Origin of the sequence: Novosphingobium pentaromativorans US6-1, assembly GCF_000767465.1 — a bacterium.
GTDB classification, from domain to species: domain Bacteria; phylum Pseudomonadota; class Alphaproteobacteria; order Sphingomonadales; family Sphingomonadaceae; genus Novosphingobium; species Novosphingobium pentaromativorans.
Window position 1 is genome coordinate 2,484,251 of record NZ_CP009291.1, and the last position, 23,121, is coordinate 2,507,371.

Below are 23,121 nucleotides of genomic sequence, written 5' to 3' on the forward strand. Positions count from 1 at the left end.
AGGTGTTGTTTCAGGCGGCCAGCTGATCGGCAGGACCCGCAACGCGATCCTCGCCAAGCAGAATTGCGGCTGCTTTCTCTCCGATCATGATCGACGGTGCATTGGTGTGCCCGCCCACAATGACCGGCATGATCGACGCATCGGCTACGCGCAAACCCTCGACGCCGCGAACGCGCAGCTGGGGGTCGACCACGGCGCGATCATCGGTCCCCATGCTGCAACTGCTGGTGGGATGGTGTGCGGTGCCCACGTTGGCGCGGATGAAGGTGTCGAGTTCGGCATCGCTGGTCGCATCGGCGCCGGGCCGCAGCTCTTCGCCGATCAAGGCGTCCAGCGGAGCCTGGCGCATCAACGCACGCTGCCAGCGAATTCCGCCGCGCAGCAAGGCAAGATCGCTGGGCTCTGCGAGCAGGTTACAGCATATGCGGGGCGCGTCGCGCGGGTCGTTGGAGCGCAGTTTCACCCAGCCGCGGCTCTCCGGGCGCAGGATGATGCTCGACGCCGTGAACACCGGCCCGCGGCCGGCGACGATACCCGGGAACCACACCCGGGCGTCCATTGCGGTCGGCACGAAGAGCGCTTCCATGTCTGGCCGCTCAAGCCCTTCGCGTGACTTGTAGAATGCCATTGCCGTAAGCGGCAGCGTCGCCGGAATGCCATTACCCGTGAGCTTCCAGCGCAGCACCGAACGTGCGATCCGATCGAAGCGGATCTCGCGTTCGAAGTCCATTTGCCCGCGCGGCTTGAACAATGAATGGATCGAGGGGTGCTCCTGGAGGTTCTGTCCTACACCGCTCAGGTCGACGCGCACGTCTATGCCCATTTCGCGCAGATGCTCGGCGGGACCTATGCCGGACAACATGAGCAACTGCGGCGAGTTGTAGGCGCCGCCCGACAAGACGACCTCCCGCTGGGCGCGCGCCTGAACAATCGCACCGTCCTGGAGGAATTCGACGCCGACTGCGCGATTGCCTTCGAAGAGGATTCGCGTCGCGTGGGCATTTGTTGCGATGTGAAGATTGGGGCGATCCCCCACCGGATCGAGATAGCGTTTCGCGGTGCTGGCGCGGCGCCCCTTGTGAATCGAGAAATCGGGCAGGCCGAAACCTTCGGGCAGATCGGCTTCGAAATCGTCGTTGATGCGATGGCCCAACCGGCGCGCCGCCTCGGTCAGCGCGTGGAACAGCGCATTGTCGGTCGGATGCTTGCGGGTGCTGATCGGGCCGTTCGCGCCGTGCCGGGCACTTGCGCCGCGCCAGCTGTTTTCGAGGCGTTTGAAGTATGGGAGCACATCATCGAAGCTCCAGCCGCGATTACCCATCTGCGCCCATTGGTCGTAGTCGCGCGGATCGCCGCGCGTGAACATCATGCCGTTGATCGATGACGAACCGCCGAGCACCTTGCCGCGAAAGACCGGAATCCGGCGGTTGTCTGCATAAGGTTCGGGATCCGTGGCATAGCCCCAGTTGATCTCGGGCCGACGCAGCAGCTGAAAGAAGGCGATCGGCATCGACATCAGCGCGTGGCGATCCGCGCCACCGGCTTCGAGCAGCAGCACGCGCATTTCGGGGCGCTCACTCAAACGGCTAGCGATTACGGCGCCTGCCGATCCCGCCCCGACGACGATAAAGTCGAATTCATCCGCCATCCGCCATCCTTTTCCCTTGAATGTCTGTGTGTAACGTGTGGCAGGGCCGGTATCGATGCAAACGGCAAAAGCCCCGGTTGCGCGCTCGGCAAACACCGCGGTACGCTCCCGGTAAAGTCATGACCAAGGTCTGCGTTATCGTCTTTGCTCGGATGTGAAGCCGTGCGCACGCAACCGGCCGCTTCGGAAACGGCGGTAGATGTGGGGCAGACCTGTCTTTACACGGGACAGTCCTGTTTCGATAAGACGATGGCCGGCGATGCCGCGGAGTCAGGGCGTCGCGACACGAGGGAGAGGACCATGACGAAGCATCCATCGCCCCGCAGGCGCCCCCGCGATTTGCCGGGCGAAGATTGTGCCGGGCTGCCAGGTTCGCGCGCGCGGGTGCATCGCTTCCTTGCCCGCTTCAGCCCATCGGAAATGCAGGTCATGCGCAGTGAGCCGACGGCATATAGTCCCACGCTCAGCGTCGATGTGATCCGCTTCATCGCAGGCGAGGCGGCGTCGCTCACTTTCACTTGCCCACGCTACGACCACCCTGCCGATTGCGTGAAGGTCATCGTTCAGACATTGGGTTCCTGCACGCTGAAATCGCGCATGAGCGAAGTGACGATCGGTCCGTCCGAATGGACACTGCACGATTTTTCGCGGGAGCTGGAAGTCAATCATACGCCGGATTCCGAGCAGGTTCTGCTGTTGTTTCCCGCGGACTTCTTCTTTCGCAAACAGACATTGGCGGCCGGTGCCGATCTCGTCCGGATGGGCGGTGAGCCGGGTGTGGCGCGATTGGCCGGCGGCTTCGTCCGGTTGCTGCAGCGTGACTGGGGGGCGCTCAACTTCGCCGATCAGACCGATCTGATCGAGAACGCCGCGCAACTGATCCAATTGGCGCTGAGCGAGCAGGCAGCTGCACGGCAAGTGGAGACGATGCAGGAAACCCTGCGCGAGCGCATCAAGGCATATATCGCACGTAATCTTCGAGACAATCAGCTCTCGATCGAAAAGATCGCGGATGCTCTGGGGTGCACCAAGCGCTATCTCCACAAGGTCTTCCAGGACGACGAGCAGACCATCAACGCCTACATCTGGGACTTGCGCCTTCGGCACTGCGTCGACGAACTTTGCGATCCGAACAAGGGGGACGTCTCCATCACCCAGATCGCTTTTTCGTGGGGCTTCAACAACTCGGCGCACTTCTCGCGCATGTTCCGTGAGCGTCACGGCATGTCCGCGCGGCTTTTTCGGCAGATGTCGCTATCGCCGAAGTCGCCGCCGGCAGGGCACAGCGTCCTGCTCGGCGATACCGGCAGCTCCGGCGCACCCTGATCAATGCCCACGGGAATACCGGGCGGGATCCTTGCATGGCCGTCCAGTTACTTGGGCAAGCAATACGTACGCAGCGAGCGCGCGCCGGTTCCATGCAGAGTGGCGACAGGAGCTGGCTTGCGATGAGCAACTCCTTCACCGGTCGCAAGATGCGCCAGTAGACCCGGTCCACCGTCGATTTGGGAAGGTGCCGGGGTGAGGCGGCACGATTATTCGGTCGGGGGCATTTGTGCTTCGTGCGAGATGTCCATGAAACATAGCCTGCGATCCACTTTGCCGAGGGCGAACCGGGCTGTTTGCCCATAGGGAAGCTGCAGGCGCGTACCCTCCATTATGCGCAGGTTGGTGTCCCTTCTGGCTTCGCTCCGGCTTCTGCTCTCGTGATTGACTCGCTCAAAGCTGGATAATAGTTCTGACATAAGAACAATATCTATCAAACTTGGGGCTGCGGGCATTTGCCGTTTGCCGCGCGTTGAAGGGAGAGGGGGCGTGCGGCGCTTCAGCTGCGCTCGAACGATCCCGGCTGCCGCTCGTACGCCTATATCTTGGAGCACTTCTTCGCATGGCTCAGACTAGCGACTTCTTCGCCCCCCAGGCATTCGAGGCGGACGTTATCGACTGTCAGGTGGAAGGCACCATCCCCGATGGGCTGAACGGCGCATTCGTTCGCGTGGGCGGCGACTGGGCCTATCCACCCAAGCACGCCGACGATTCGCCGTTCAACCAGGACGGCTACATCAGCCGCTTCCGATTTCGTAACGGCCGCGTCGACTACACGGGGCGGTGGATCGAGACCGAACGCTACCGCAACAATCGCGCCGCAGGGCGTCAGCTCTATGGCTATTACCGCAATCCCTATGACTGCGAGCCCGAGGTGGCGAACATCGACGAGCCGTGGCGCAACACGCTCGCAAACACGAATGTCGAAGTGAATGCTGGTCGGCTTTTCGCGCTCAAGGAAGATGCCCCCCCGACCGAGATCGATCCGGTGACGCTGAAGTCGAAGGGGCTTTTCACTTTTGGCGGCGATTATGGCAGTCAGACCTTCACCGCGCATCCCAAGGTCGATCCCGCGACCGGTGAACTGATTACCTTCGGCTATGAGGCGACCGGCCTCGCCAGCGATGACCTCGTGCTTACCATCATCGACAGGGACGGGGCGATCACGCGCGAGACGCGGTTGAAAGTCCCGTACGTGAGCATGATCCACGATTTTGCGATCACCGAGGGGCACGTGATCTTTCCCGTGTTCGGCTATGTTACTGATCTCGAGCGGCTGAAGGCGGGCAAGATCCACTGGACCTGGGACCGGGAGGCGCCGACCTGGTTCGGCATTCTTCCGCGCGACGGTGAGGCGAATGACCTGCGCTGGTTCAAGGGCCCGAACCGCGCGATTGTTCATACGTTCAATGCCTATACCCGCGGCGATACGGTGGTTCTCGACGCGCCGATCTTCGACAATAATCCCTTCCCCTTCTTCCCTTCTGCCGACGGTTCGGAATGGGATGCGCTGAAAAGCCGGGCGTTGATCCGGCGAATGATCTTCGACCTGAATTCGAAAGACGATGGCTATCGTGAGGAAATCCTGTTTCCCGACCTGCCGGTGATCGACCTGGGGCGTGTCGACGATCGGTTCATGGGACGCGAGACGCGCTATGCCTATACGTCGTTCAACGATCCCGCCCAGCCGATCGACCGCGACCGGCTCGGCACTGGCGCGCGCCGCGTCATCAACAGCTATGGTGTGTTCGACATGCACGACCGGACGATGCGCTCCTTCTACGCCGGGCCGACACACGCCTTGCAGGAAGTCACTTTCGTGCCGCGCGCAGCCGATGCCGATGAGGGCGATGGCTGGCTGATCGGCACCGCGAGCAATTACGCCGAAATGCGCACCGAGCTGATCGTCGCCGATGCGCGGCGCCCGGATGAAGGTGCGATTGGCCGCGTGGTCCTGCCGTTCCGCGCCAATGTGCAGATCCACGGTCGCTGGTACAGCGACGCACAGCTCGACTTCGGACCGGATGCCGGGATGGAGTCGCAAAAATGAGCGATCCCGCAGCCCTGGAGGCAATCGCCGAACGCTATCGCGCAGCCTATCTCGCGCATGATCCGTCGCTGGCGCCGATTTCCCGCCACGCCCGGTTCAGCGAGAACAACGTCGCATTGCCCTTTCCCGACGGCACCTGGGATACGGTTGCCGAAGAGCTTGGCCCGGCACTGACGCTGGTCGACACCCGGCAGGACTCCATCGGAATTTTCACCGCGATCCGCATGCACGACGTGACCGGCTATCTTGCAGTCCGGCTGGGAGTAGCGGAAGGTGAAATCGTCGAGATCGAGCATCTGTTCTCGACGCCGCGCAATCTCTCCGGTCCGCCCACGCCGATCGGTCCGGTTGAGGAATTCGCGCATGATCCGGATCTTGTGCGGCCCGTGGCGGCGGATGAACGGATGACGCGCGATGCACTGATTGCGGCCGCGAACGGCTATTTCGAAACGCTGCAGAACAATACCGGCGATATCCGCGGCACAGCCTTTTCGGCCGATTGCACGCGGATCGAGAACGGCAAATCCTATCCCGAAGTCGAAAAGCTGTTCCGCCTTGGCCGATATCGCTTCAACGAGCGGGTGCGCGACCGCGCATTCCTTGTGATCGACGAACCGCGCGGGCTGGTGATGGCCCGCGGCTTCATCGATCACAAGGGCGTAATGGACGACTATGCGCTCACGGATGGCACAGCGATGCGGTCGCTTTTCCGCGAGCCGCACAGTTGGTCGCTGCTTGAACTGTTCAAGGTAAAGGCCGGCCGAATCACGGCTGTCGAGGCGACCTTCATCGCTGTGCCCTATTACATGCCGTCGCCCTGGAATCCCGCCCAGCGGTGGCCGGCCCAGCCACATGAAGGATAGCATCATGCCGATCATCGCAAGCGGCGATTGCCGTCTCAATGTCCTCGTGGAAGGTCCGGCAGACGGACCGCCGATCCTGTTGGCGCATTATCTGGGCGGACGGCTCGAAACCTTCGAAGGGCAGATGCCCGCGCTCGCAGGGCGCCGCGTAATTCGTTTCGATATGCGCGGCCACGGCGCAAGTGATGCGCCCGAAGGGGACTATTCGGTCGAGATGCTGGGGCGCGACGTGCTGGCCATCCTCGACGCGCTCAACGTCGAGCGCGTGGACTTCCTCGGCGTGTCGCTAGGTGGCATTGTTGGCATTTGGTTCGCCGCCGAACATCCCGAGCGGATCGGTCGGCTCATACTTGCCAACACGTCTGCATATCTGCCCAACAAGGACATGTGGAGGGCACTGGCGGATCAGGCGCGGGACGAAGGGCTGGACCAGATCGCGCGCAGTATGCTTGCCGGCTGGCTGAGTGCAGGGTTTCGGGAGAGCGAGGCTGCCGAAGTCGACACGCTCGTGCGACACATGGCCATGATGCCGGTTCGCGGTTATCGCGGTAATGTTGCAGTGCTGCGCGATGTCGATCTGCGCGGCTCTCTCGCGCGTATCGCGGCGCCCACGCTTGTGATCGGAGGAGAGGAAGACGGCCCGAGAAGCGCTTCTGTGCCGATCCTTACCCAGGGGGTGCAGCACGGACGCAGCGCAATGATGCCGGGGGCCGCCCATTTGTCGCACATCGAGGCCCCCGGGGCGTTCAACGCCGCCATGGTCGCGCATCTTGAACGTCACCCGGGCGACGATCGAACGTAAAGCGCGAGAAGTCTCATAAGCTCGGCGGCGTCCTGCACGCCCATGGCTTCTTCGATTTGTGCCTGCAGTGCCTGGTGTCCCTCCGCCAGTTCGGCGGTGAACCTCTCGCCTTCGGACGTCAGCCAAAGGTGTCGCGCTCGCCGGTCGCGCGTGCCCGCAGTGCGGTCAAGCAGGCCACGACCGGAGAGGGCATCGATCAGCGGCACCAGATTGTTGGGCGTGATCCCGAGTAATTGGCCAAGCGCCGAGGGTTGGCAACCGGGATTGCGCCGCACCGACATCAGGATTGCATAATGGACTGCTGTGATGCCGCGCGAGCCAAATCTTGCGGTGAACAGCGCGTCGGCAACCGTGACCGCGCGGCGCAGGCGAAAGCCAATGGCCAGATCGAGCTCCGCCGGAAGCGCGAGTTCCGAGCTGCCCTGGGCGGTTTGATCCAGCCTGGTTTCTTCCCCTTTGGTCGCCGGTCTGTCGGCATTGCAGTCGAGCGTGCGCCCGGGGCCGGAACGGGAAGGCTGGTCCATTACCGCGAATTGGCCTTTGCGTGCGTCATTGTCCAGTGCGGGCCCAAGCTCCGGTCTTGGGCGCAATTCGGGATGACGAGAAAATTCGCGCAAAAATCCGATTGCAGATCCCTCTTTATTCCGTATTCTGGGAAATAGGAATTAATGACCGATTAGAGTCGTGACATGGGAGGAAATATGAAGGGATTGCTCTTTTGCAGCGCAGCGGTGGGTGCGCTGTTTGCTACCGCCCCGGCTCTGGCGCAGGACAGCGGCGCGGCGGGGGCTGCCCCGTCCAGGCAGGCGGGAAATGCAGCAGGCGTCACCCTGGATGCGAACCAGCTCGCCGAGATCATCGTGACCGCGCAGCGCGTAGAAGAAAACAGCCAGCGCATCCCTCTGGCGCTCGATGTGATCGACTCGGGTGAACTGACGCGTCAGAACGTGGTGCGCGCCGAGGATCTTTCGAGGACTTCTACGGCGCTTTCTGCTTCGAGCAGCGGAGGGCCGACAGCTATCTTCTATGTCCGCGGCGTCGGCAACGGCACCGTGAATGCCTATTCGGATCCGGCGATCGCCTTCAACTACGACGGTGTCTACATCGGGCGTCCCAGTTCCACCTCCGGCATGTTCTATGACCTTCAGCGCGTCGAACTGCTCAAGGGGCCGCAAGGAACGCTGTATGGCCGCAATGCGACGGCAGGCGCCATCAACGTGATTCCCAAGCGGCCCCAGATCGGCGAGCTCTCGGGCGAGATCACTGCAGGCTATGGAAATTACGACTGGTATAGCGGCCAGGCGGCTCTCAACGTGCCGATCGGCGATCGCGGAGCATTTCGTCTCTCCGGGACGGTTTCCAATCACGACGGCTTTCAGAAGGACGGCACCGGCAGCCAAAACGAATATGGCGCCCGTGCGCAGGTCTATGCGGAGCTCACGGAAGCATTGAATGTCAGGGTCGCTGCCGATTACGCGCATCAGGGCGGTTCGAGCAGCAGCGGCTACTACATCGGTGCAATCAACCCCACCTTCGGGCCCGGCGGCTTTACCGGCTACCAGTTCGTCCCATCGGGCTTCGGCCCTGGTGAGGGCGTACATACTCCCGCAGCGGAAGCCTATCTCGCCTCGCGTTTTTCGACCCAGTTGGGACGCGCGGGCGCAACGCTTTCAAGCTATCCGTACAACGACAACGACTATTGGGGCGTGACCGCCGAGATCAACTGGTCGACCGATGCGGGAACTCTGACGGTGCAGCCCGCGTATCGCGAAGCATCTCTGGATTATCAGTTCACGAACTCGATGCGGGCAGGATTTTCGCAGGAGAAGGACCAGCAGACCAGCGTCGAGGCACGATGGGCGGGTGATATCGGCACATCGGTCGATTATCTGCTTGGTGCGATCTATTTCAACGAGGCGATCGATGCGCGGGCGATCTATAACCAGCTGTCGCTGATCCCGTTTCAGGCGTTCAGTTCGAAGACCGAATCCTACGCCGGCTTCGGCAAGGTGACGGTGCATCCGGTCGAAGGACTCAGCCTGACTGCAGGTGGCCGCTATACGTCGGACCGCAAGCGTTTCGATGGAGACGCCACCGTCTATCTGCCGTTCTGTGGCAATCCCGCGCCGCCGCAGGACTTCTGCCCCAATCTGCCCTTCACCCCGCTGCTCTACAACCAGGCGGATTTCGAGAGCTTCTATCAAACGCGCGGAATACCGGTCACGCCCGTGCCGCTCTACGTGTTGCCGGGCTACGTTGACGGCACGCCTTTCGTTCTCAGGGCGCCGATGTCGATAGATTCGGCATTGCATAACGACAAGTTCACATACCGCCTGGCCGCGCAGTACGATTTCACGCCGAGCAACATGGTCTATGCGAGCTTCGAGACAGGCTATCACGCAGGCGGTTTTTCGTTCGCGCGCGGCCTGGAGAGTTACGAGCCGGAGTCGATCGATGCCTATACCATCGGTTCGAAGAACCGCTTTTTCGGTCGTAAGCTTCAGCTGAACCTCGAGGCTTTCCTCTGGAAATACAAGAACCAGCAGTTCAGCCAATATGGTTATGACCTGGGTAATCCACCCTCTACGGTTTATCTGACGCGCAACATTGGCAACAGCACCATCAAGGGTCTCGACCTGGATGTCGAGTGGCTGGCTACGCCAACCACGCTGCTGCAGGCGAACGTCCAGTATCTGGACACGAAATACGACAGCTTTGTTTACTTCACACCGAACCAGGGGCTGCCGCCGATCACCAGTTGCCCCTATGCGCCGACCACCCAGAATACCGCCTCGGGCACGATTTCGGTTTTCAAGGTCGATTGCTCCGGGTTTCCGGCATTCAACTCGCCGAAATGGGCGTTCAACGTGAACGCACGGCAGACTGTGCCACTGGGCAAGGTCAAGTTCGTGCTCGAAGCAGGCACGCGTTATCGCGCCGGAACCTGGGTCGCCGCAGACTATCCCACCTACACCCGTGCGAGCGCCAATTTCGTGTCGAATGCGTCGATTACATTGGCCAGCGAAGACAATCGCTGGTTCGTCACGGCGTATATTCTCAACATCGAGGACGAACGCCGGCTGGCTGCGGTGCAGAACAATTCTGCCGCCTCGCTGGCGGCCGGCGGAACCGAGCAGCCGCGCACCTACGGTATCCGTGTGGGCAGCAAGTTCTGAGAGCGGGATCGGCAGGGATCGTGCGGTCTGCCGATCCCTGCGCCCTTGGGCCTTCCCGTCAGACAGTATTATTCCTGATGAATGGAATTAAATTGGAGTACGCAATGCCGGTTTCAGTAAGTGATCTTCAGTATGTCGCTCTCGCCGTACCGGATCTGGCTGCGGAAAGGAGCTTTTTTGGAGAAACATGGGGGCTGGTTGAAACTGCGGAGCAGGACGGCAAGGTCTATTTCGCGGCTGAGGCTTCATCGCATCCCTATGTCATCCGGCTTCGCGAGGACGCCGAGCGCAAGACTGATCTCATCGGCTTCAGCGCCGCCTCGCGCGCCGACGTCGATGCATTGTTCGCACAAGTGGAGGCGGCCGGGTGCCGGGTCATTTGCGAACCGGCGACAAGCGATTCCCCGGCTGGCGGTTACGCTTTTCGCTTCTTCGATCCCGATGGGCGTGCGATCGAAATCGTCGCCGAGAGTTCCCAGCGCAGCGCGCGTGCGCTCGCTCGCGGAGAGGCGATCCCGCAGCGGATCAGCCATGTGGTGCTGCACACCCCCGACGTGAACGCGCTGGCCGATTTCTACCGGCGCGTGCTCGGTTTCCGCCTGTCGGACTGGATCGGCGAGTTCATGGTGTTCCTTCGCTGCAACCCGGCGCACCACCGTCTTGCGATATTGCCTGGGCCGCCCGCACTGAACCATATCGCCTTCGACGTGGCTTCGGTGGACGAGCTGATGCGTGGATTGGCGCGCATGCATGAACGCGGCGTGTCGTTGTCATGGGGGCCTGGCCGGCACACGGCGGGGAACAATACCTTTACCTACTACGTCACTCCGAACGGCAATGCGGTCGAATATACGTCGGACCTCGAAGAAGTCGACGAAGCGAACTGGGAGCCGCAAGTCTATGAAATGGCCCCCAGCATAACCGATCAATGGGGTACAGGACGGATCATCCCCGGCAATGTGCCTCATGCCGAGATGACGCCGGACAAGGGCTTGTGGCAGGTGCCCGCGTGATCGACTCTGCATTGATCGTGGGCGGCGGCGTGGGCGGTATGACCGCCGCGATCTCGCTGGCCCGGCGCGGCGTGGCTGTGACGCTGGTCGATATCGACCCCGAATGGCGCGTCTATGGCGCCGGCATCAGCGTGACCGGAATCTCCCTGAGGGCCTTTGACGATCTGGGAATCTACGATGCGGTGAAGCAGCGCGGTTTCATTGCAGCGGGGTTCCGCATGCGATCGGTGAACGGCGATATCCTGATGGATACGCCGCCGATCGATAACCCGGCGCCGATCCAGCAGGGCGGGGGAATCATGCGCCCCGCGCTTCACGATATTCTATCGTCGGTGGTGCTGCGTGAAGGCATCGCCGTGCGGCTCGGGATCAGCGTCGATGCCTTGGAACAGGACGATGACGGCGTAGATGTCCGCTTCTCCGATGGCTCTGCGGGACGCTACGACCTGGTTGTCGGTGCCGATGGGATCAACTCCGGCGTGCGCAAGCTGATATTCCCCGAAGCGCCCGCGCCGCAGTTTACCGGCCAGGGCTGTTGGCGCGTGACGGCACCGCGTCCAGATACGGCGGACTGCACCGAAATGTACTTCGGCGGCGAAGTCAAACTCGGTCTCAATCCTGTCTCGCAGGATGAAATGTACCTCTTCCTGCTTGAGCATCTGCCAGACAATCCGTGGTTCGACGATGCGCAGTTGGTGCCGCACGTCCGCGAATTGATGGCGCCGTTCGGCGGCCATGTCGCGGCGGCGCGCGAAGCGCTGACCGATCCTTCCCAGGTCAATTACCGACCGCTCGAATGGCTGCTGCTGCCCGATCCCTGGTATGAGAAGCGCGTCGTGTTGATCGGCGACGCCGCGCACGCGACGACCCCCCATATGGCGAGCGGAGCCGGTATTGCCGCTGAAGACGGCCTTGTTCTCGCCGAGGAAATTGCCCGCCACGATGACGTTGCGCTTGCGCTGCGCTCGTTCATGGATCGCCGTTTTGAGCGGGCGCGGCTGGTCGTCGAGAATTCGGTGCGCATCGGGGAGCTCGAAATGGCCGGCGAAAGCGGACCCGGAAGCGGAACGATGCTGGGCGAGACCATGGGCCGGCTGCAGCAACCCTATTGAACTTCGAGCGCCAGGCGCGAGTGAAAGAGGATCTACATGACATTCGGACTTGCAACGATCGGCACGGCCGATGGGGAACAGGCCGTGCTTGTCGTCGGGGAGCGCATCGTGCGTCTCACCGACCATGGCGAAGACCGGACGGTATTGGCGCTGCTCGACGACTGGGCGGCAGCGCTGCCCCGGCTCGAGGAGATCGCCCGGACAGCAGGCGATACCGGGCAGTTGATGGACTCAGTGACGATGGTAGCGCCGCACATCCCGCGGCAGATTTTCTGCACCGGGGCGAATTACCGCAAGCACGTGATCGGCCTGATCATGGGTGACCCATCTATGCGATCGCGCGAGAGCGAGGCAATGGGCGAGGACGAGCGCCGCGCCGACGCCGAACGCATGATGGACGAGCGCGCCAAGGCGGCGCTTCCCTACTGCTTCGTCAAGCTCTCGTCGTGCGTGGTCGGCCCGAACGATGCCGTCGTCCTGCCGCGCAACGTCGCCAAGCCCGACTGGGAACTGGAGTTGGGCGTGGTGATCGGCCGGCGCGCGCGGCATGTGACGCCCGAGACAGCCATGGACTACGTTGCGGGCTTCTCGGTGGTCAACGACGTGACGGCCCGTGAGCACATCTTCCGGCGCGACAATTCGGCAATGGGTGCCGACTGGCTGTCGGGGAAATGCTTTCCGACCTTCCTGCCGTTCGGCCCGATGATCGTGCCGCGGCAATTCGTGCCCGATCCCTACGATCTCACGATCGAATTGTCGGTGAACGGCAAGGTCTATCAGAACGAAACGACGCGCGACATGATGATCGGGATCGAACGCCAGATTGCCTATCTTTCCGACCGTGTCGAATTGAGGCCGGGAGACGTGATCTGCACGGGATCGCCTTATGGCAACGGCTCCGCGTTCGGTGTTTTTCTTCAGCCAGGAGATGTGATGGAAGGAACGATCACGGGGCTGGGCACCCAGCGCAACCGCTGCGTCGCCGAAGAGGCCTGACCCGCCATGCTAGCGCTTGCGCAGTCCGTTGAGCAGGATGTCGGCGACGAAATCCTCGAATTCGGCCGAAAGTTCGTCGATCTTGGTGCCGTCCGGAGCGGCATTGTGCACCATCGGTTCGGACGAAACGAAGAAGTCGAAGATGCCGACGACCATCAGGTAGAGGAACAGAGGGTTGACCTGCCTGAGGGATTTGCCCCCGTCGAGCGCCAGCAAGGAGCGATAGGCCTCGACCGCCTGGGCATTGATGTCGCGCAGGCGGCTTTGCACTTCGGCCGATTTGGATTCCGCCAGTTCGTCGACCATCAGGCGGCGCATGTGCTTGGCCGAAAGCGAGAATTGATGCACTTGCTGCACGCGTTTGCGCAGCATGGTCGCTGCACCGCCATTGTCGGGACGGTCGCGCGGAATGTCGCCGAGCATGTCGTCCACCACCGCGAGCAGCAGGTTCGAACGGTCGCCGAAGTAGTAACGTACCAGAGCAGGGTCGATCCCCGCTTCGCGCGCGATCAGCGAAATCGTCACTCGGGCCGGAGGCATCGACTGCAGCAGGCGACGAGCAGTGGCGAGCACCACATCGCGCCCCACGCCGTTCTCCGCCGGACGACCTTTCCCGCGCTTTCTGGTTGTCTCTCTCGGCATCATTCCCCGCGTGTTGCGTCGTCCGGCTATCAATCGATTCAACTCTTACTGCAAGAGCGCCTGGCCAATCACCTGTTAATTCCCGAAATTAGGAATTGAATGCGACCCGCCTTGGTCTAGGATCGCGAAAAAGGAGAAGCGGATGTCCAACTGGCCGTTCACGCAAGGCGTGCACGATATCGGCAACGGTGTTTACGGCTATGTCCAGCCGGACGGCACCTGGGGCTGGTCGAACGCGGGACTGATCGTAAGCGAGGGGCAAACGCTGCTGATCGATACGCTCATGAGCATTCCCCTTACGCGCGATATGCTCGATCAGTTTCGGGCACGGGTGGCGGGGGCCGCGAAGATCGACAGGGTCCTCAACACCCATGCCAATCCCGACCATTTCTTCGGTAACGAAGTTGTCGCCGATGCCGAAATCATCGCGACCGAGAAGACTCGCCAGGACATGGCTGAATTCGATCCGGCCATGTTGCGTAACTTGAAAGAGAACCACGCCAGGATGGGTGTGGCCGGTGAATTTCTCTATGAAACAATGGGGCGCAAGTTCGACTTTGCCGGAGTCGATCGTGTCGTGTTGCCGACGCAGGTATTTGACCGAAGCATGACTCTGATCGTCGGTGGCAAGACGATCGAGCTTGCCGATCTGGGGCCCGCGCACACGGCGTCGGATACGATCGCGTGGCTTCCGGACGAGCGGGTGGTGTTCACCGGTGACCTCCTGTTCAACGAGGGGCACCCGATCATGTGGGCGGGCCCCGTGGAAAACTGGATCGCCGCGTGCCAGCACATCATCGATCTTGACCCTGAAGTCGTGGTGCCCGGCCATGGCCCGATCACGGACACGGGCGCCGTGGCCAACATGAAGGCCTATTTCGAATATATCCGCGATGAAGCGCGCAGGCGCTGGGAAGCCGGAATGGACTTCGAATCTGCCGCCAGTGACATCGCGATGACCGAGTTTCGCGGCTGGAGCGATCCCGAGCGGATCGTTGCCAATGTCTTCTCGCTCTATCGCCAGTGGGGCACGCAATTCACGCCTGAACAGCAGCGTGACCTGTTCGGGGCGATGGGACGCTATCACAAGGAGAGTGCCGCGCATGCAGAGACCTGCGCACATGACCATTGAACTCAACGAAACGCACGATCCCGCGCGCAGGAGCTGGCTCGATAGCGCCAATGTACAGGGCGCCGATTTTCCGATCCAGAATCTTCCCTTCGGTGTCTTTACCACCGGCAGCGGCGGTGCCCGAGGGGGCGTGGCGCTGGGGGACAGGATCGTCGATCTGGCTGCTCTGGCGCAGAGCGGGGCATTGACGGATGCGGCGCTGGAGGCGGCACATGCGGCATCGGGCGACACTCTCGCGCCGTTGCTCGCTTGTGCACCGCCCGCCGTCAGCGCGCTGCGCGGCGAGCTATCCGAACTGTTCAGGGAAGGCGGGGCGGGCGATCGAACCCTTCTCGAGGGCATGCTGGTGCCGATCGCGGACGCGACGCTCGAAATGCCGTTGAAACCGACTGCCTTCACCGACTTCTGCACGTCGATCGAGCACATCCGCCGGATGGCGGGCGGCGGCCCGCTCAAGCCCGGCCCTCTGGCGCTTCCGGTGGCCTACAACGGCCGGGCGAGTTCGGTTCGCGGCAGCGGCACGCCGGTTGTGCGTCCATGTGGCCAGTTCACTGTCGCGCCCGGGGGCGACGACTATCGCTTCGGACCCGAGCCGATGCTCGATTTCGAACTCGAATTCGGTGCGTGGCTGCGCGCAGGCACCGAACTTGGTGTTCCCATCGATGTGGCGCAGGCGGAAACGTTGCTGTTTGGGTGCTGCCTCGTCAACGACTGGTCGGCACGGGGCATCCAGTTTTTCGAATCGATGCTAGGCCCGCATCTGGGCAAGAGCTTCCTCACGACCATAAGTCCGTGGATCGTGACGATGGACGCATTGGCCCCGTTCCGTATTGCCGCTCGTGGGCGGGGGGATGCAGAACCGCCTGTGCCCGCCTATCTGCTCGACGATACGGATCGGGCGCTGGGCGGAATCAACATCGAACTTGCCGCCGAACTGACCAGCGCGTCTGGCGCTTCGGCGACGATCGCCGAAACCAATCTGGCCGAACTGTTCTGGACGCTGGCGCAGATGGTGGCACATCAGGCGTCGAACGGTGCACCGCTTGAAGCCGGCGACCTGATTGCGACCGGTACCGTATCGGGTGCGGCGGACAAGGCGCGCGCGTGTCTAGCTGAAATCAGCCTTCGCGGCGGTGAAGAGATCGTTCTGTCCGACGGATCGACCCGCAGAATGCTTGAAGACGGCGATACGCTTGCGCTGCGCGGGCGCGCGGTCGCGGACGGATATGTCCCGATTGGTTTCGGCCCTTGCACAGGCACCATTCAACCGGCGAGGTTCCAATGAACATCACTACCTGCGGCGATCGCCGCCCCATCGCGGTCAAGGCGCGCGGCAAGCACCTGGTCGTCGACATTCACTGCCACCTGGGCATTCCCGCGGCCGATGCGATCGTTCAGGCTCGCTATCCGGGGCCGCCGCCGGGCATAAACGATTTCACCAGCGCCAGGACCAGCGAGGTCAATCGCGCACAGTTCGCGGCGATCGGGCCGAAGCTGAACGGGGTGGAACAGCGGCTGGAGGACATGGACCGACTGGGCATCGACGTGCAGGCGATTTCACCCAGTCCGGGCCAGTATTTCTATTTCGCCGATCCTGAAACCGGGCGCGCCGCCGCACGCGCGGTGAACGAGGGTATTGCAGCCGCCGTCGCCGATCGCCCCGACCGATTGATCGGTATGGGTACCGTGCCGCTCCAGGAACCTGAACTCGCTGTCGAAGAGATGCGGCGATGTGTGCGCGATCTCGACCTTCGCGGGATCGAGATCAATTCGAACGTCGGCGGAGTCGATCTGCACGATGCCCGCTTCAGACCGTTCTTCGCCGCGGCGGAGGAGTTGGGTGTATTGCTGTTCCTCCACCCGCTGGGCTTTACCCACGCGCAGCGGATGAGCGAATATTACTTCAACAATCTGATCGGCAATCCGCTCGAATCGACGCTTGCCGTCGGCCATCTCATCTTCGGCGGGGTGCTCGATCGCTATCCGGGCCTGCGAATCTGTGTCGCGCATGGCGGCGGGTATATGCCCGGCTACTGGGGACGCATGGATCACGGCTGGCGCGCACGCGGCGATTGCAGCGAACATTGCAGGCACGAACCATCCAGTTATCTGCGAAAGCTGTGGCTGGATACCCTGGTGTTCGATCGCGAACAGCTGGAAGGCCTGGTGCGCACCCACGGCGCTGATCGGCTGTGCCTGGGTAGCGACTATCCCTTCGACATGGCCGAACCCGATCCAGTGGGTTTCCACGCGGGGCTCGCCGAGGCCGACAAGGCCCGGATTCTGGGTCTGAACGCCGCCGAACTCCTGGGCTTGACGACAGACCGGTGAGTGACGGCGGAATGCCTCCTGCAAGCGAAGCGCGAAGCGGCGGCGCGATGGCAGCCTATACGGTTTTCCTGCTGTTTGCGGCCAATATCCTCAACTACGCCGATCGCGCCCTGCTTGGCATCGTGGTCGATCCGGTCAAAGCCGATCTGGCGCTCACCGATACCCAGATCAGTATCGTTTCTGGCACGGCATTCGTCCTCTTCAATCTCGTCGTCGGGATCTTCATTGCGCGCTGGGTCGATCGCGGCAATCGCAAGCGCATCCTGCTCTGCGGTATCGCACTCTGGTCGGCGGCGACCGCTGCAACGGCGCTGGCGCAGGGGTTCTGGTCGCTCGGCTTGACCCGCGTTCTGGTCGGGGTCGGCGAGGCGACCTGCTTTCCTGTGGCCATGTCGATGATCGCGGACCTCTTCGTTCCCGAGCGCCGGCCCAGGACGATTTCGGTTTTCTATTCGAGCACCTTCATCGGCATCATAGCGGGCTCCATCCTGGCCGGGGTGCTGGCGGCCCATCATGGCTGGCGCACGATGTTCGCGATTTGCGGCTCGGCGGGCTTCATTGCCGTCGCGGTCATGCTGGTCACCATGCGCGAGCCACGACGCACGTCCGACGGGAGCATTGCGATAGCCGATGCCAATCCCGGCAATATGGCGCAGGCGCTCGGCGCGTTGTTGCGGTTGCCCGGCTTCAAGGCGTTGTCGCTTGGTGCCGCACTCGCCGCGATGGGCGTCTCGGTGCTGCCGGTATGGGCACCGGCGTTCCTGTTGCGCAGCCACGGCGTTTCGCTGGCTGATGTCGGGGCATTGATCGGTCCAGCCGTCGGTCTTGGCGGTATCAGTGGCAGCGTGCTGATGGGGGTGATGGCAACCTGGATCGCGCGCAAGCGCGGCGGGGAATTGCATGGGCTGCTGGTACCGGTATTCGCCCTGCCGATCGTTGCGCCGCTCTATGCGCTGTTCCTGCTCTCTTCGTCGCTTTCGGTGGCCTTGCTGTCCGTGGGGGCAATCAACTTTCTGCTGGCAAGCGCGATGGGGCCTTGCATTGCCGTCGCCGTCGGCGTGGCGCTGCCCTCGATGCGTGCCGTCGCCTCGACGCTGGTGCTGGTTGCTTCGGGTGTGATCGGAGGCGCGATCGCGCCACTGTTGGTGGGCGCGCTCAGCGATGCTCTGGCCCCGTCGATGGGGGCTGAATCACTTCGCTATGCGCTGGCCCCGCTGGCAGTCAGTCCGCTTGTTGCCAGCCTCTTCCTGTGGATGTCGTACCGACAAGTCAGAGGAGCCATGGCCGCGCAGCCCGAATGAAAGCGCCTTGCGTCACCCTGCGACGCGACTGGTATCGCAGGCGAACCGAGCCACCCGGATTCGCCAGAAACGCCCATCCTTCAGGTCATAATGCACGAAATTGGTCATGATGTAGACGTCGCCCTGGCGCAGCGGGTGCGCGGCGAAATCGGGATGATCGCTGTGCGCCTCGAACTCGGTGTACATCTCGCAGGCAATGCGATCGCCGTCGATTGCGAGATAGTCGATGCGCAGGCGTTCATGGACGAATTTGAACGATTCGCGATAGCGCGTGACGATGGCATCCGGTCCGTCGAGGATTCGCGCTTCTCCGCCGGGACCGGGCGGCAACGTCAATCGCACATCCGGAGCCCAGAAGGGGCGGCACGCTTCCAGGTCGGCAGCGTTGAAGTGCGCGACATAGACCATGAATTCGTCGGGTGTCATCGATCCGGCCTCCCTGCCAGCGTTCCAGCCGGACCTTCGCCGATCGCATTCACAACTTGATCGAGATCGATTTGGTTTCGGTAAAGGCGAGTACGCCTTCGCGTCCGTTCTCGCGGCCCCAGCCCGATTGCTTGAAGCCTCCGAACGGCATTGCCGGGTCGAGTCCCGCGCCGCCATTCACGCGTACCGTGCCTGCGTCGATTTTCCGCGCGGCGCCCAATGCCGTGCCGATCTCGCGCGACCAGACCGAGGCAGACAGGCCGTACTCGGTGTCGTTGGCCATCGCGATAGCCTCTTCCGCATCGTCGAACGGCACCGCCGCGACGACGGGGCCGAAAATCTCCTCGCGCATGATGCGATGCTCGGGCCGCGCATTGACGAACACCGTCGGCTCCATGAAGAAGCCTTCGCCTTGCCTGACCTTGCCGCCTGCGAGGACTTCTGCGCCTTCACTGCGACCTGCCTCGACATAACCCAAGACACGGTCACGGTGCTGCCCCGAGATCAACGGGCCGATCTCGGTGTCGGGCGCTTGTCCCGAGCCGACACGAATGGCCCGCGCGCGTGCGACAATGGCCTCGATCACCTGATCGAATACGCTGCGCTGGATCAGTACCCGCGATCCGGCGACGCAGACCTGGCCCGAATTCATGAACACGCTCATCGCCGCGCCTTCGGCCGCTGCTGCAAGGTTCGCATCGGCGAAGATCACGGTCGGGCTCTTGCCGCCCAGTTCGAGCGAGAGACGCTTCAGATTACCGGCGGCCGAGGCCAGCAAGCCTTTCCCGGTCGCAGTCGATCCGGTGAAGGCGATCTTGGCGACGCCGGGATGATCGACCAGCGCTTGCCCTGCCTCGGCTCCATGGCCGGTGACGACATTGATCACGCCTGCCGGAAAACCGACTTCGGCAATCAGCTCAGCCAGCTTGAGTGCGCTCATCGAGGTGAGTTCGGCGGGTTTCAGTACGACCGTACAGCCTGCCGCCAGGATCGGCGCAAGTTTGGCCACCGCCATCGCCAAGGGGAAATTCCAGGGGACGATCGCTCCCACCACGCCAACCGGTTCGCGGATCGTGAAGGCCTGATGATCAGGTGCCGACATGGAAACGGTCTCGCCGGCCAGCTTGCCAGCCCAGCCCGCATTGTATCGCAGATTCTCAGCGGCCCCCATGACGCCGAAGCCAGCCATGCGCGCCGGCATGCCGTTATCCAGACTTTCCAGCATGGCCAACGCGGAGGCATTCGCCATAAGCGCATCGGCCAGCGCCCACATCAACTTGGCGCGCTGGATTCCGCCCGTGGCAGACCATGCGGGAAACGCCGCCCTTGCCGCATCGACCGCGTGATCCACATCTTCTGCATTGCCTGCAGCGATCTGGCCGATCACCGTTCCCGAACCGGGATCGATTGAATCGATTTTTCCGGCGCTTGCACCGGGCTGCCATTCGCCGCCGATGAAATGATTGTGTTCCTGCCCAGCGAAGGCTCGTGCTGCGTCGAATTCCAAGTTGCTGTCCATCGCCTGTGATCCGCTTTCCAGCCGCCAGCACCGCGCTCCGGCATAAGTGAGTCCGGCGAGTATAAGCCGCGTATCCCACAGGACTTTTTCGAGGGCGAACTGCGCGCTTTACCCTCTGCGAACGGCCTCCCGCTTTCGTGTCGGGTGTGTCATCTCTCGCAAGTCGTGAGCTAACATGCCTGATTTGCCCGGGTGCGCCCTGACTTTTCTGCCGGGCGCGATTTGCAGGCGTTTCAGCCGGTTGCTTGCAACCACGCGCCGGGGCGGGGCATTGTCTTGGCGTGATTGGTTGCACCTTGTTGCAATTGCCTCTCGCGGTTTAGCTGCTATGCGAAATGCCGTGTCGGATCTCCCCTCATCCCGCTCCATCATGGCGGCCACGGTGCTGGCGTTGCTGCTGGCCGGCTGTTCGGCTGCGCAGACGGAACTGGGGAGCCTGCAAGCAGACGCCAATCCGGCGGAAGCGGGCAGCAGCGTTCCTGCGACGGGCGACAGTGAATGGCAGCCGCTATGGTGGCAGACCGCTGGTGATCCGGTCCTGACCGATCTTGTCGAGCGCGGTCTGAACGCCAATCCATCGCTTGTCTGCGACAGCCTTAGCCTGCAGGCGAAGGAGCTTCAGGCGGACGCGGCGGCGCGGCGGCTGGGAACCCGCCTGCAGCGCCTGTTCAATGCCAGTGCGAAGAATGCCGATGAAGCCGCCAGCCAGGCCCGCGCCTACCGCCATGCCCATCGGCGGGCCCATGTCGCGGCCGACATCGCGGCGGCCTATTTCGAAGTGCGGCGCCTGCAGGAAATCTTTGCCCTGCGCGAGAAGATGGTCGAGCAGTTCAGCGACAATGCGGAAATTGCCGGCTTCCGCCGCGAGGCCGGACTGGTGCCCGGGCTCGACACCGGCCTTGCCGGATCGCTGGTTTCAGTCACGCAGAACGATCTCGACGCCGCGCGCGAGAGGCTCGATGCCGCGATGCGCGAACTGGCCCGATTGACCGGGATGGAACCGGAGGGTCTCAGCGCCGTGCTTTCAGGCGAGGGGCATGTCCCGGACATCGCTGCGAACGTCGCGGGCACGGAGCGACTTTCGGTGGCCCACCGGGCCGACTTGCTTGCTCTGGAAAACAGCCTGATCGCTGACATGACGCGTCAGAAGGTCACGCAGGAGGATCTCGATGCAGTGCTCGCCGGCGATACCGAGACGGCACCGGCGGATTCGCCCGCGGCGCTTGCGGTCGCCAAGTATCGCGAGGCGCAAGGGGATGCCTATGCCGAGATGACCCGCGACCGCGAGGCGGTTGCGGCAGCGGCGGCGCGTCAGGCAAAGCTGGAAAACAGCGTACGCGGCGCACGGATGACAGCGAAGGATGCGCGCCTGGCCTATCGCTCCGGTACGGGCAACTTTTCGACCCTCTACGTGGCCGAGGCAGCGGCGCTCGCCGTCGAGGAAGCGCGGATCAGGGCGCGGGCGGATCTTGCCACGGCCTCGATCCGTTTGTGGACGGCGCAGGGCCGCGGCTGGAGCGAGGCGGACCTTGCTGCCCCCGCCCCGGGCGTGGGCATCTTGCCCGAGGTGACGGTCTGTGAGTGACAACGCGCATCATTCTCCCCTCGATATTCTCCTGGGCAAGACCCCGAAGCGCGCCCGGCGGCATCTGCTCAGCCTCGTCTTCCTGACGCTGGCGGCGGTTGCGGTGGCCGTACTGCTGGTGCGGTTCCTGACCGGCACGGACAGCCCATACTATTCCACACCGGTCGAAGTGGGGAATTTCGTTCCTCTGCTGGCTGAGCGCGGGACGATCCGGGGGCAGAAGAACATCACGATCAAGGCGCGGCTGGACGGTGTCGTTGCCGCGGTACCCGGTCCGGCCAAGGGCACGGTCCGCTCTGGTCAGGTCCTCGCACGGATCGACGCCGATCCGGTCAGGCAGTCGCTGGAGATCGCCAGGGCCGATCTCGAGGCTGCGCAGGCGTCGCTCGATGCGGCGCAGGTATCGGTGCAGGAAACCGCATCGCGGCTTACCCGCTTCGAAAGCGTGTGGCGCCGGTCGAACAAGCGCGTGCCCTCGCTCAACGAACTGGAAACGGCACGGGCCGACGCAAGCCGGGCGCGCCAGGAGGAAGCCGCGGCGAAGGCCAGGCTCGACGCGGCACGCTTGCGGGTGCAGGAAGGTACCGGCGAACTCAAGGCCGCGGTCGTGCGCGCGCCGTTCGATGGCTGGGTGGCCGCCCGTTACGCCGAGCCGGGTCGCCGCGTGCGCGAAGGCCTGCCGCTCTTCGCGCTGACCACCGGTCTGGACCGCCTGACGATCACGGTTCCGGTCGGCAGCAGCGAAGTGTCGCAATTGAAGGCCGGGGCGAGGGCGAGCGTGCGGCTTGAGGAAAATCCCGAAGCTGAGTTGTCCGCGAAGCTTGAGCGGATCGAAACCGGTGCGGGCGGGCGCCGCGCGGTATTCGCGCTCGAACAGCCGGGGAATCGGGTCATGCCCGGTAGCTCGGCATCGCTGGAAATCGAGCTGCCGGAGCGCAGCGATGTGCTGCTCGTGCCCAATTCCGCCCTCGAATTCGCACCCGAAGGAACGGTTGGTCGCGATCGGGACCGCATCTATCTCCTGAGCGATGACGGCGAACCGCGCCGTGTTTACGTGACCGTCGGTGGCAGCGACGGCCGGCGCACGGAGATATTTGCAAAGGGTGTGGAGCCCGGCATGCAGGTCATCACCGGCTGGCGCGATGCGCCTGCGCAGGACGGCGAGCCGAAGTGACCGACCGATGCCGTCGCCGCGGCGG

The 23,121-nt window shown here is 62.9% G+C and carries 19 protein-coding genes; 14 read left to right on the forward strand and 5 right to left on the reverse strand.

Going from position 1 to position 23,121, the window contains the following annotated elements:
* Positions 1 to 10: 10 nt before the first annotated feature.
* Positions 11 to 1,648, reverse strand: coding sequence for a GMC family oxidoreductase (locus JI59_RS11680; protein WP_038577508.1), 1,638 nt, complete (start codon positions 1,646 to 1,648; stop codon positions 11 to 13).
* A 300-nt stretch (positions 1,649 to 1,948) separates the two neighbouring features.
* Here JI59_RS11680 and JI59_RS25640 point away from each other — a divergent pair, with 300 nt between their 5' ends.
* The 4 genes from JI59_RS25640 (at position 1,949) to JI59_RS11705 (ending at position 6,689) form a co-directional block, all read left to right on the forward strand.
* On the forward strand, positions 1,949 to 2,974 hold the full coding sequence (locus tag JI59_RS25640) for an AraC family transcriptional regulator (RefSeq protein ID WP_160289732.1): 1,026 nt from the start codon (positions 1,949 to 1,951) through the stop codon (positions 2,972 to 2,974).
* A 562-nt stretch (positions 2,975 to 3,536) separates the two neighbouring features.
* A complete protein-coding gene (locus tag JI59_RS11695; RefSeq protein WP_007012518.1) occupies positions 3,537 to 5,024 on the forward strand; it encodes a carotenoid oxygenase family protein in 1,488 nt (495 codons plus the stop codon).
* A complete protein-coding gene (locus JI59_RS11700; RefSeq protein WP_007012517.1) occupies positions 5,021 to 5,887 on the forward strand; it encodes a DUF8021 domain-containing protein in 867 nt (288 codons plus the stop codon). The genes JI59_RS11695 and JI59_RS11700 overlap by 4 nt, the downstream gene beginning before the upstream one ends.
* Before the next feature lie 4 nt (positions 5,888 to 5,891).
* Entirely contained in the window at positions 5,892 to 6,689 is a 798-nt protein-coding gene (locus JI59_RS11705) for an alpha/beta fold hydrolase (protein ID WP_038577513.1), read from the forward strand.
* Here the strand turns inward: JI59_RS11705 and JI59_RS11710 are convergent.
* Positions 6,665 to 7,213, reverse strand: a complete 549-nt coding sequence (locus JI59_RS11710) for a MarR family winged helix-turn-helix transcriptional regulator (RefSeq protein WP_007012515.1) — start codon at positions 7,211 to 7,213, stop codon at positions 6,665 to 6,667. The genes JI59_RS11705 and JI59_RS11710 overlap by 25 nt on opposite strands.
* A 177-nt stretch (positions 7,214 to 7,390) precedes the next feature.
* Between JI59_RS11710 and JI59_RS11715 the strand changes: the two genes are divergently transcribed.
* The 4 genes from JI59_RS11715 to JI59_RS11730 all read left to right on the forward strand — a co-directional run bounded on the left by JI59_RS11715 (position 7,391) and on the right by JI59_RS11730 (position 12,986).
* Positions 7,391 to 9,865 (forward strand): TonB-dependent receptor, encoded by a 2,475-nt coding sequence (locus JI59_RS11715; protein WP_007012514.1) that lies wholly within the window; start codon positions 7,391 to 7,393, stop codon positions 9,863 to 9,865.
* Positions 9,866 to 9,969: 104 nt separating this feature from the next.
* Positions 9,970 to 10,878, forward strand: a complete 909-nt coding sequence (locus JI59_RS11720) for a VOC family protein (protein ID WP_007012513.1) — start codon at positions 9,970 to 9,972, stop codon at positions 10,876 to 10,878.
* Positions 10,875 to 11,990 (forward strand): FAD-dependent oxidoreductase, encoded by a 1,116-nt coding sequence (locus tag JI59_RS11725; RefSeq protein ID WP_038577515.1) that lies wholly within the window; start codon positions 10,875 to 10,877, stop codon positions 11,988 to 11,990. Before JI59_RS11720 ends, JI59_RS11725 begins: the two co-directional genes overlap by 4 nt.
* Positions 11,991 to 12,026: 36 nt before the next feature.
* Positions 12,027 to 12,986, forward strand: coding sequence for a fumarylacetoacetate hydrolase family protein (locus JI59_RS11730; protein WP_007012511.1), 960 nt, complete (start codon positions 12,027 to 12,029; stop codon positions 12,984 to 12,986).
* 9 nt (positions 12,987 to 12,995) lie between these two features.
* Here JI59_RS11730 and JI59_RS11735 read toward each other — a convergent pair whose 3' ends face one another.
* Positions 12,996 to 13,574 carry a TetR/AcrR family transcriptional regulator gene (locus JI59_RS11735; RefSeq protein ID WP_238532500.1) on the reverse strand — a complete coding sequence of 193 codons (579 nt, stop codon included), beginning with the start codon at positions 13,572 to 13,574 and terminating at the stop codon, positions 12,996 to 12,998.
* Positions 13,575 to 13,770: 196 nt separating this feature from the next.
* Between JI59_RS11735 and JI59_RS11740 the strand changes: the two genes are divergently transcribed.
* The 4 genes from JI59_RS11740 to JI59_RS11755 are packed head-to-tail and all read left to right on the forward strand — an operon-like array spanning position 13,771 to position 18,392.
* The gene (locus JI59_RS11740; RefSeq protein WP_007012509.1) at positions 13,771 to 14,760 is read left to right on the forward strand and encodes an MBL fold metallo-hydrolase; all 990 of its coding nucleotides are present in this window, start codon (positions 13,771 to 13,773) and stop codon (positions 14,758 to 14,760) included.
* Positions 14,750 to 16,045, forward strand: a complete 1,296-nt coding sequence (locus JI59_RS11745; protein WP_007012508.1) for a fumarylacetoacetate hydrolase family protein — start codon at positions 14,750 to 14,752, stop codon at positions 16,043 to 16,045. The genes JI59_RS11740 and JI59_RS11745 overlap by 11 nt, the downstream gene beginning before the upstream one ends.
* The gene (locus JI59_RS11750) at positions 16,042 to 17,091 is read left to right on the forward strand and encodes an amidohydrolase family protein (RefSeq protein WP_007012507.1); all 1,050 of its coding nucleotides are present in this window, start codon (positions 16,042 to 16,044) and stop codon (positions 17,089 to 17,091) included. Before JI59_RS11745 ends, JI59_RS11750 begins: the two co-directional genes overlap by 4 nt.
* The gene (locus JI59_RS11755) at positions 17,088 to 18,392 is read left to right on the forward strand and encodes an MFS transporter (protein WP_007012506.1); all 1,305 of its coding nucleotides are present in this window, start codon (positions 17,088 to 17,090) and stop codon (positions 18,390 to 18,392) included. Before JI59_RS11750 ends, JI59_RS11755 begins: the two co-directional genes overlap by 4 nt.
* A gap of 12 nt (positions 18,393 to 18,404) precedes the next feature.
* On the opposite strand, the gene JI59_RS25645 is transcribed toward JI59_RS11755, so the two are convergent.
* On the reverse strand, positions 18,405 to 18,818 hold the full coding sequence (locus JI59_RS25645) for a nuclear transport factor 2 family protein (RefSeq protein WP_007012505.1): 414 nt from the start codon (positions 18,816 to 18,818) through the stop codon (positions 18,405 to 18,407).
* Positions 18,819 to 18,867: 49 nt separating this feature from the next.
* On the reverse strand, positions 18,868 to 20,337 hold the full coding sequence (locus JI59_RS11765) for an aldehyde dehydrogenase family protein (protein ID WP_007012504.1): 1,470 nt from the start codon (positions 20,335 to 20,337) through the stop codon (positions 18,868 to 18,870).
* Between the two features lie 340 nt (positions 20,338 to 20,677).
* On the opposite strand from JI59_RS11765, the gene JI59_RS11770 reads away from it, so the two are divergent.
* Together JI59_RS11770 and JI59_RS11775 are read left to right on the forward strand one after the other, a co-directional pair.
* Positions 20,678 to 21,922, forward strand: coding sequence for a TolC family protein (locus tag JI59_RS11770; protein WP_238532498.1), 1,245 nt, complete (start codon positions 20,678 to 20,680; stop codon positions 21,920 to 21,922).
* Positions 21,915 to 23,096: an efflux RND transporter periplasmic adaptor subunit gene (locus tag JI59_RS11775; RefSeq protein ID WP_007012502.1), complete on the forward strand. Its 1,182-nt coding sequence runs from the start codon at positions 21,915 to 21,917 to the stop codon at positions 23,094 to 23,096. Before JI59_RS11770 ends, JI59_RS11775 begins: the two co-directional genes overlap by 8 nt.
* Positions 23,097 to 23,121: the final 25 nt, after the last annotated feature.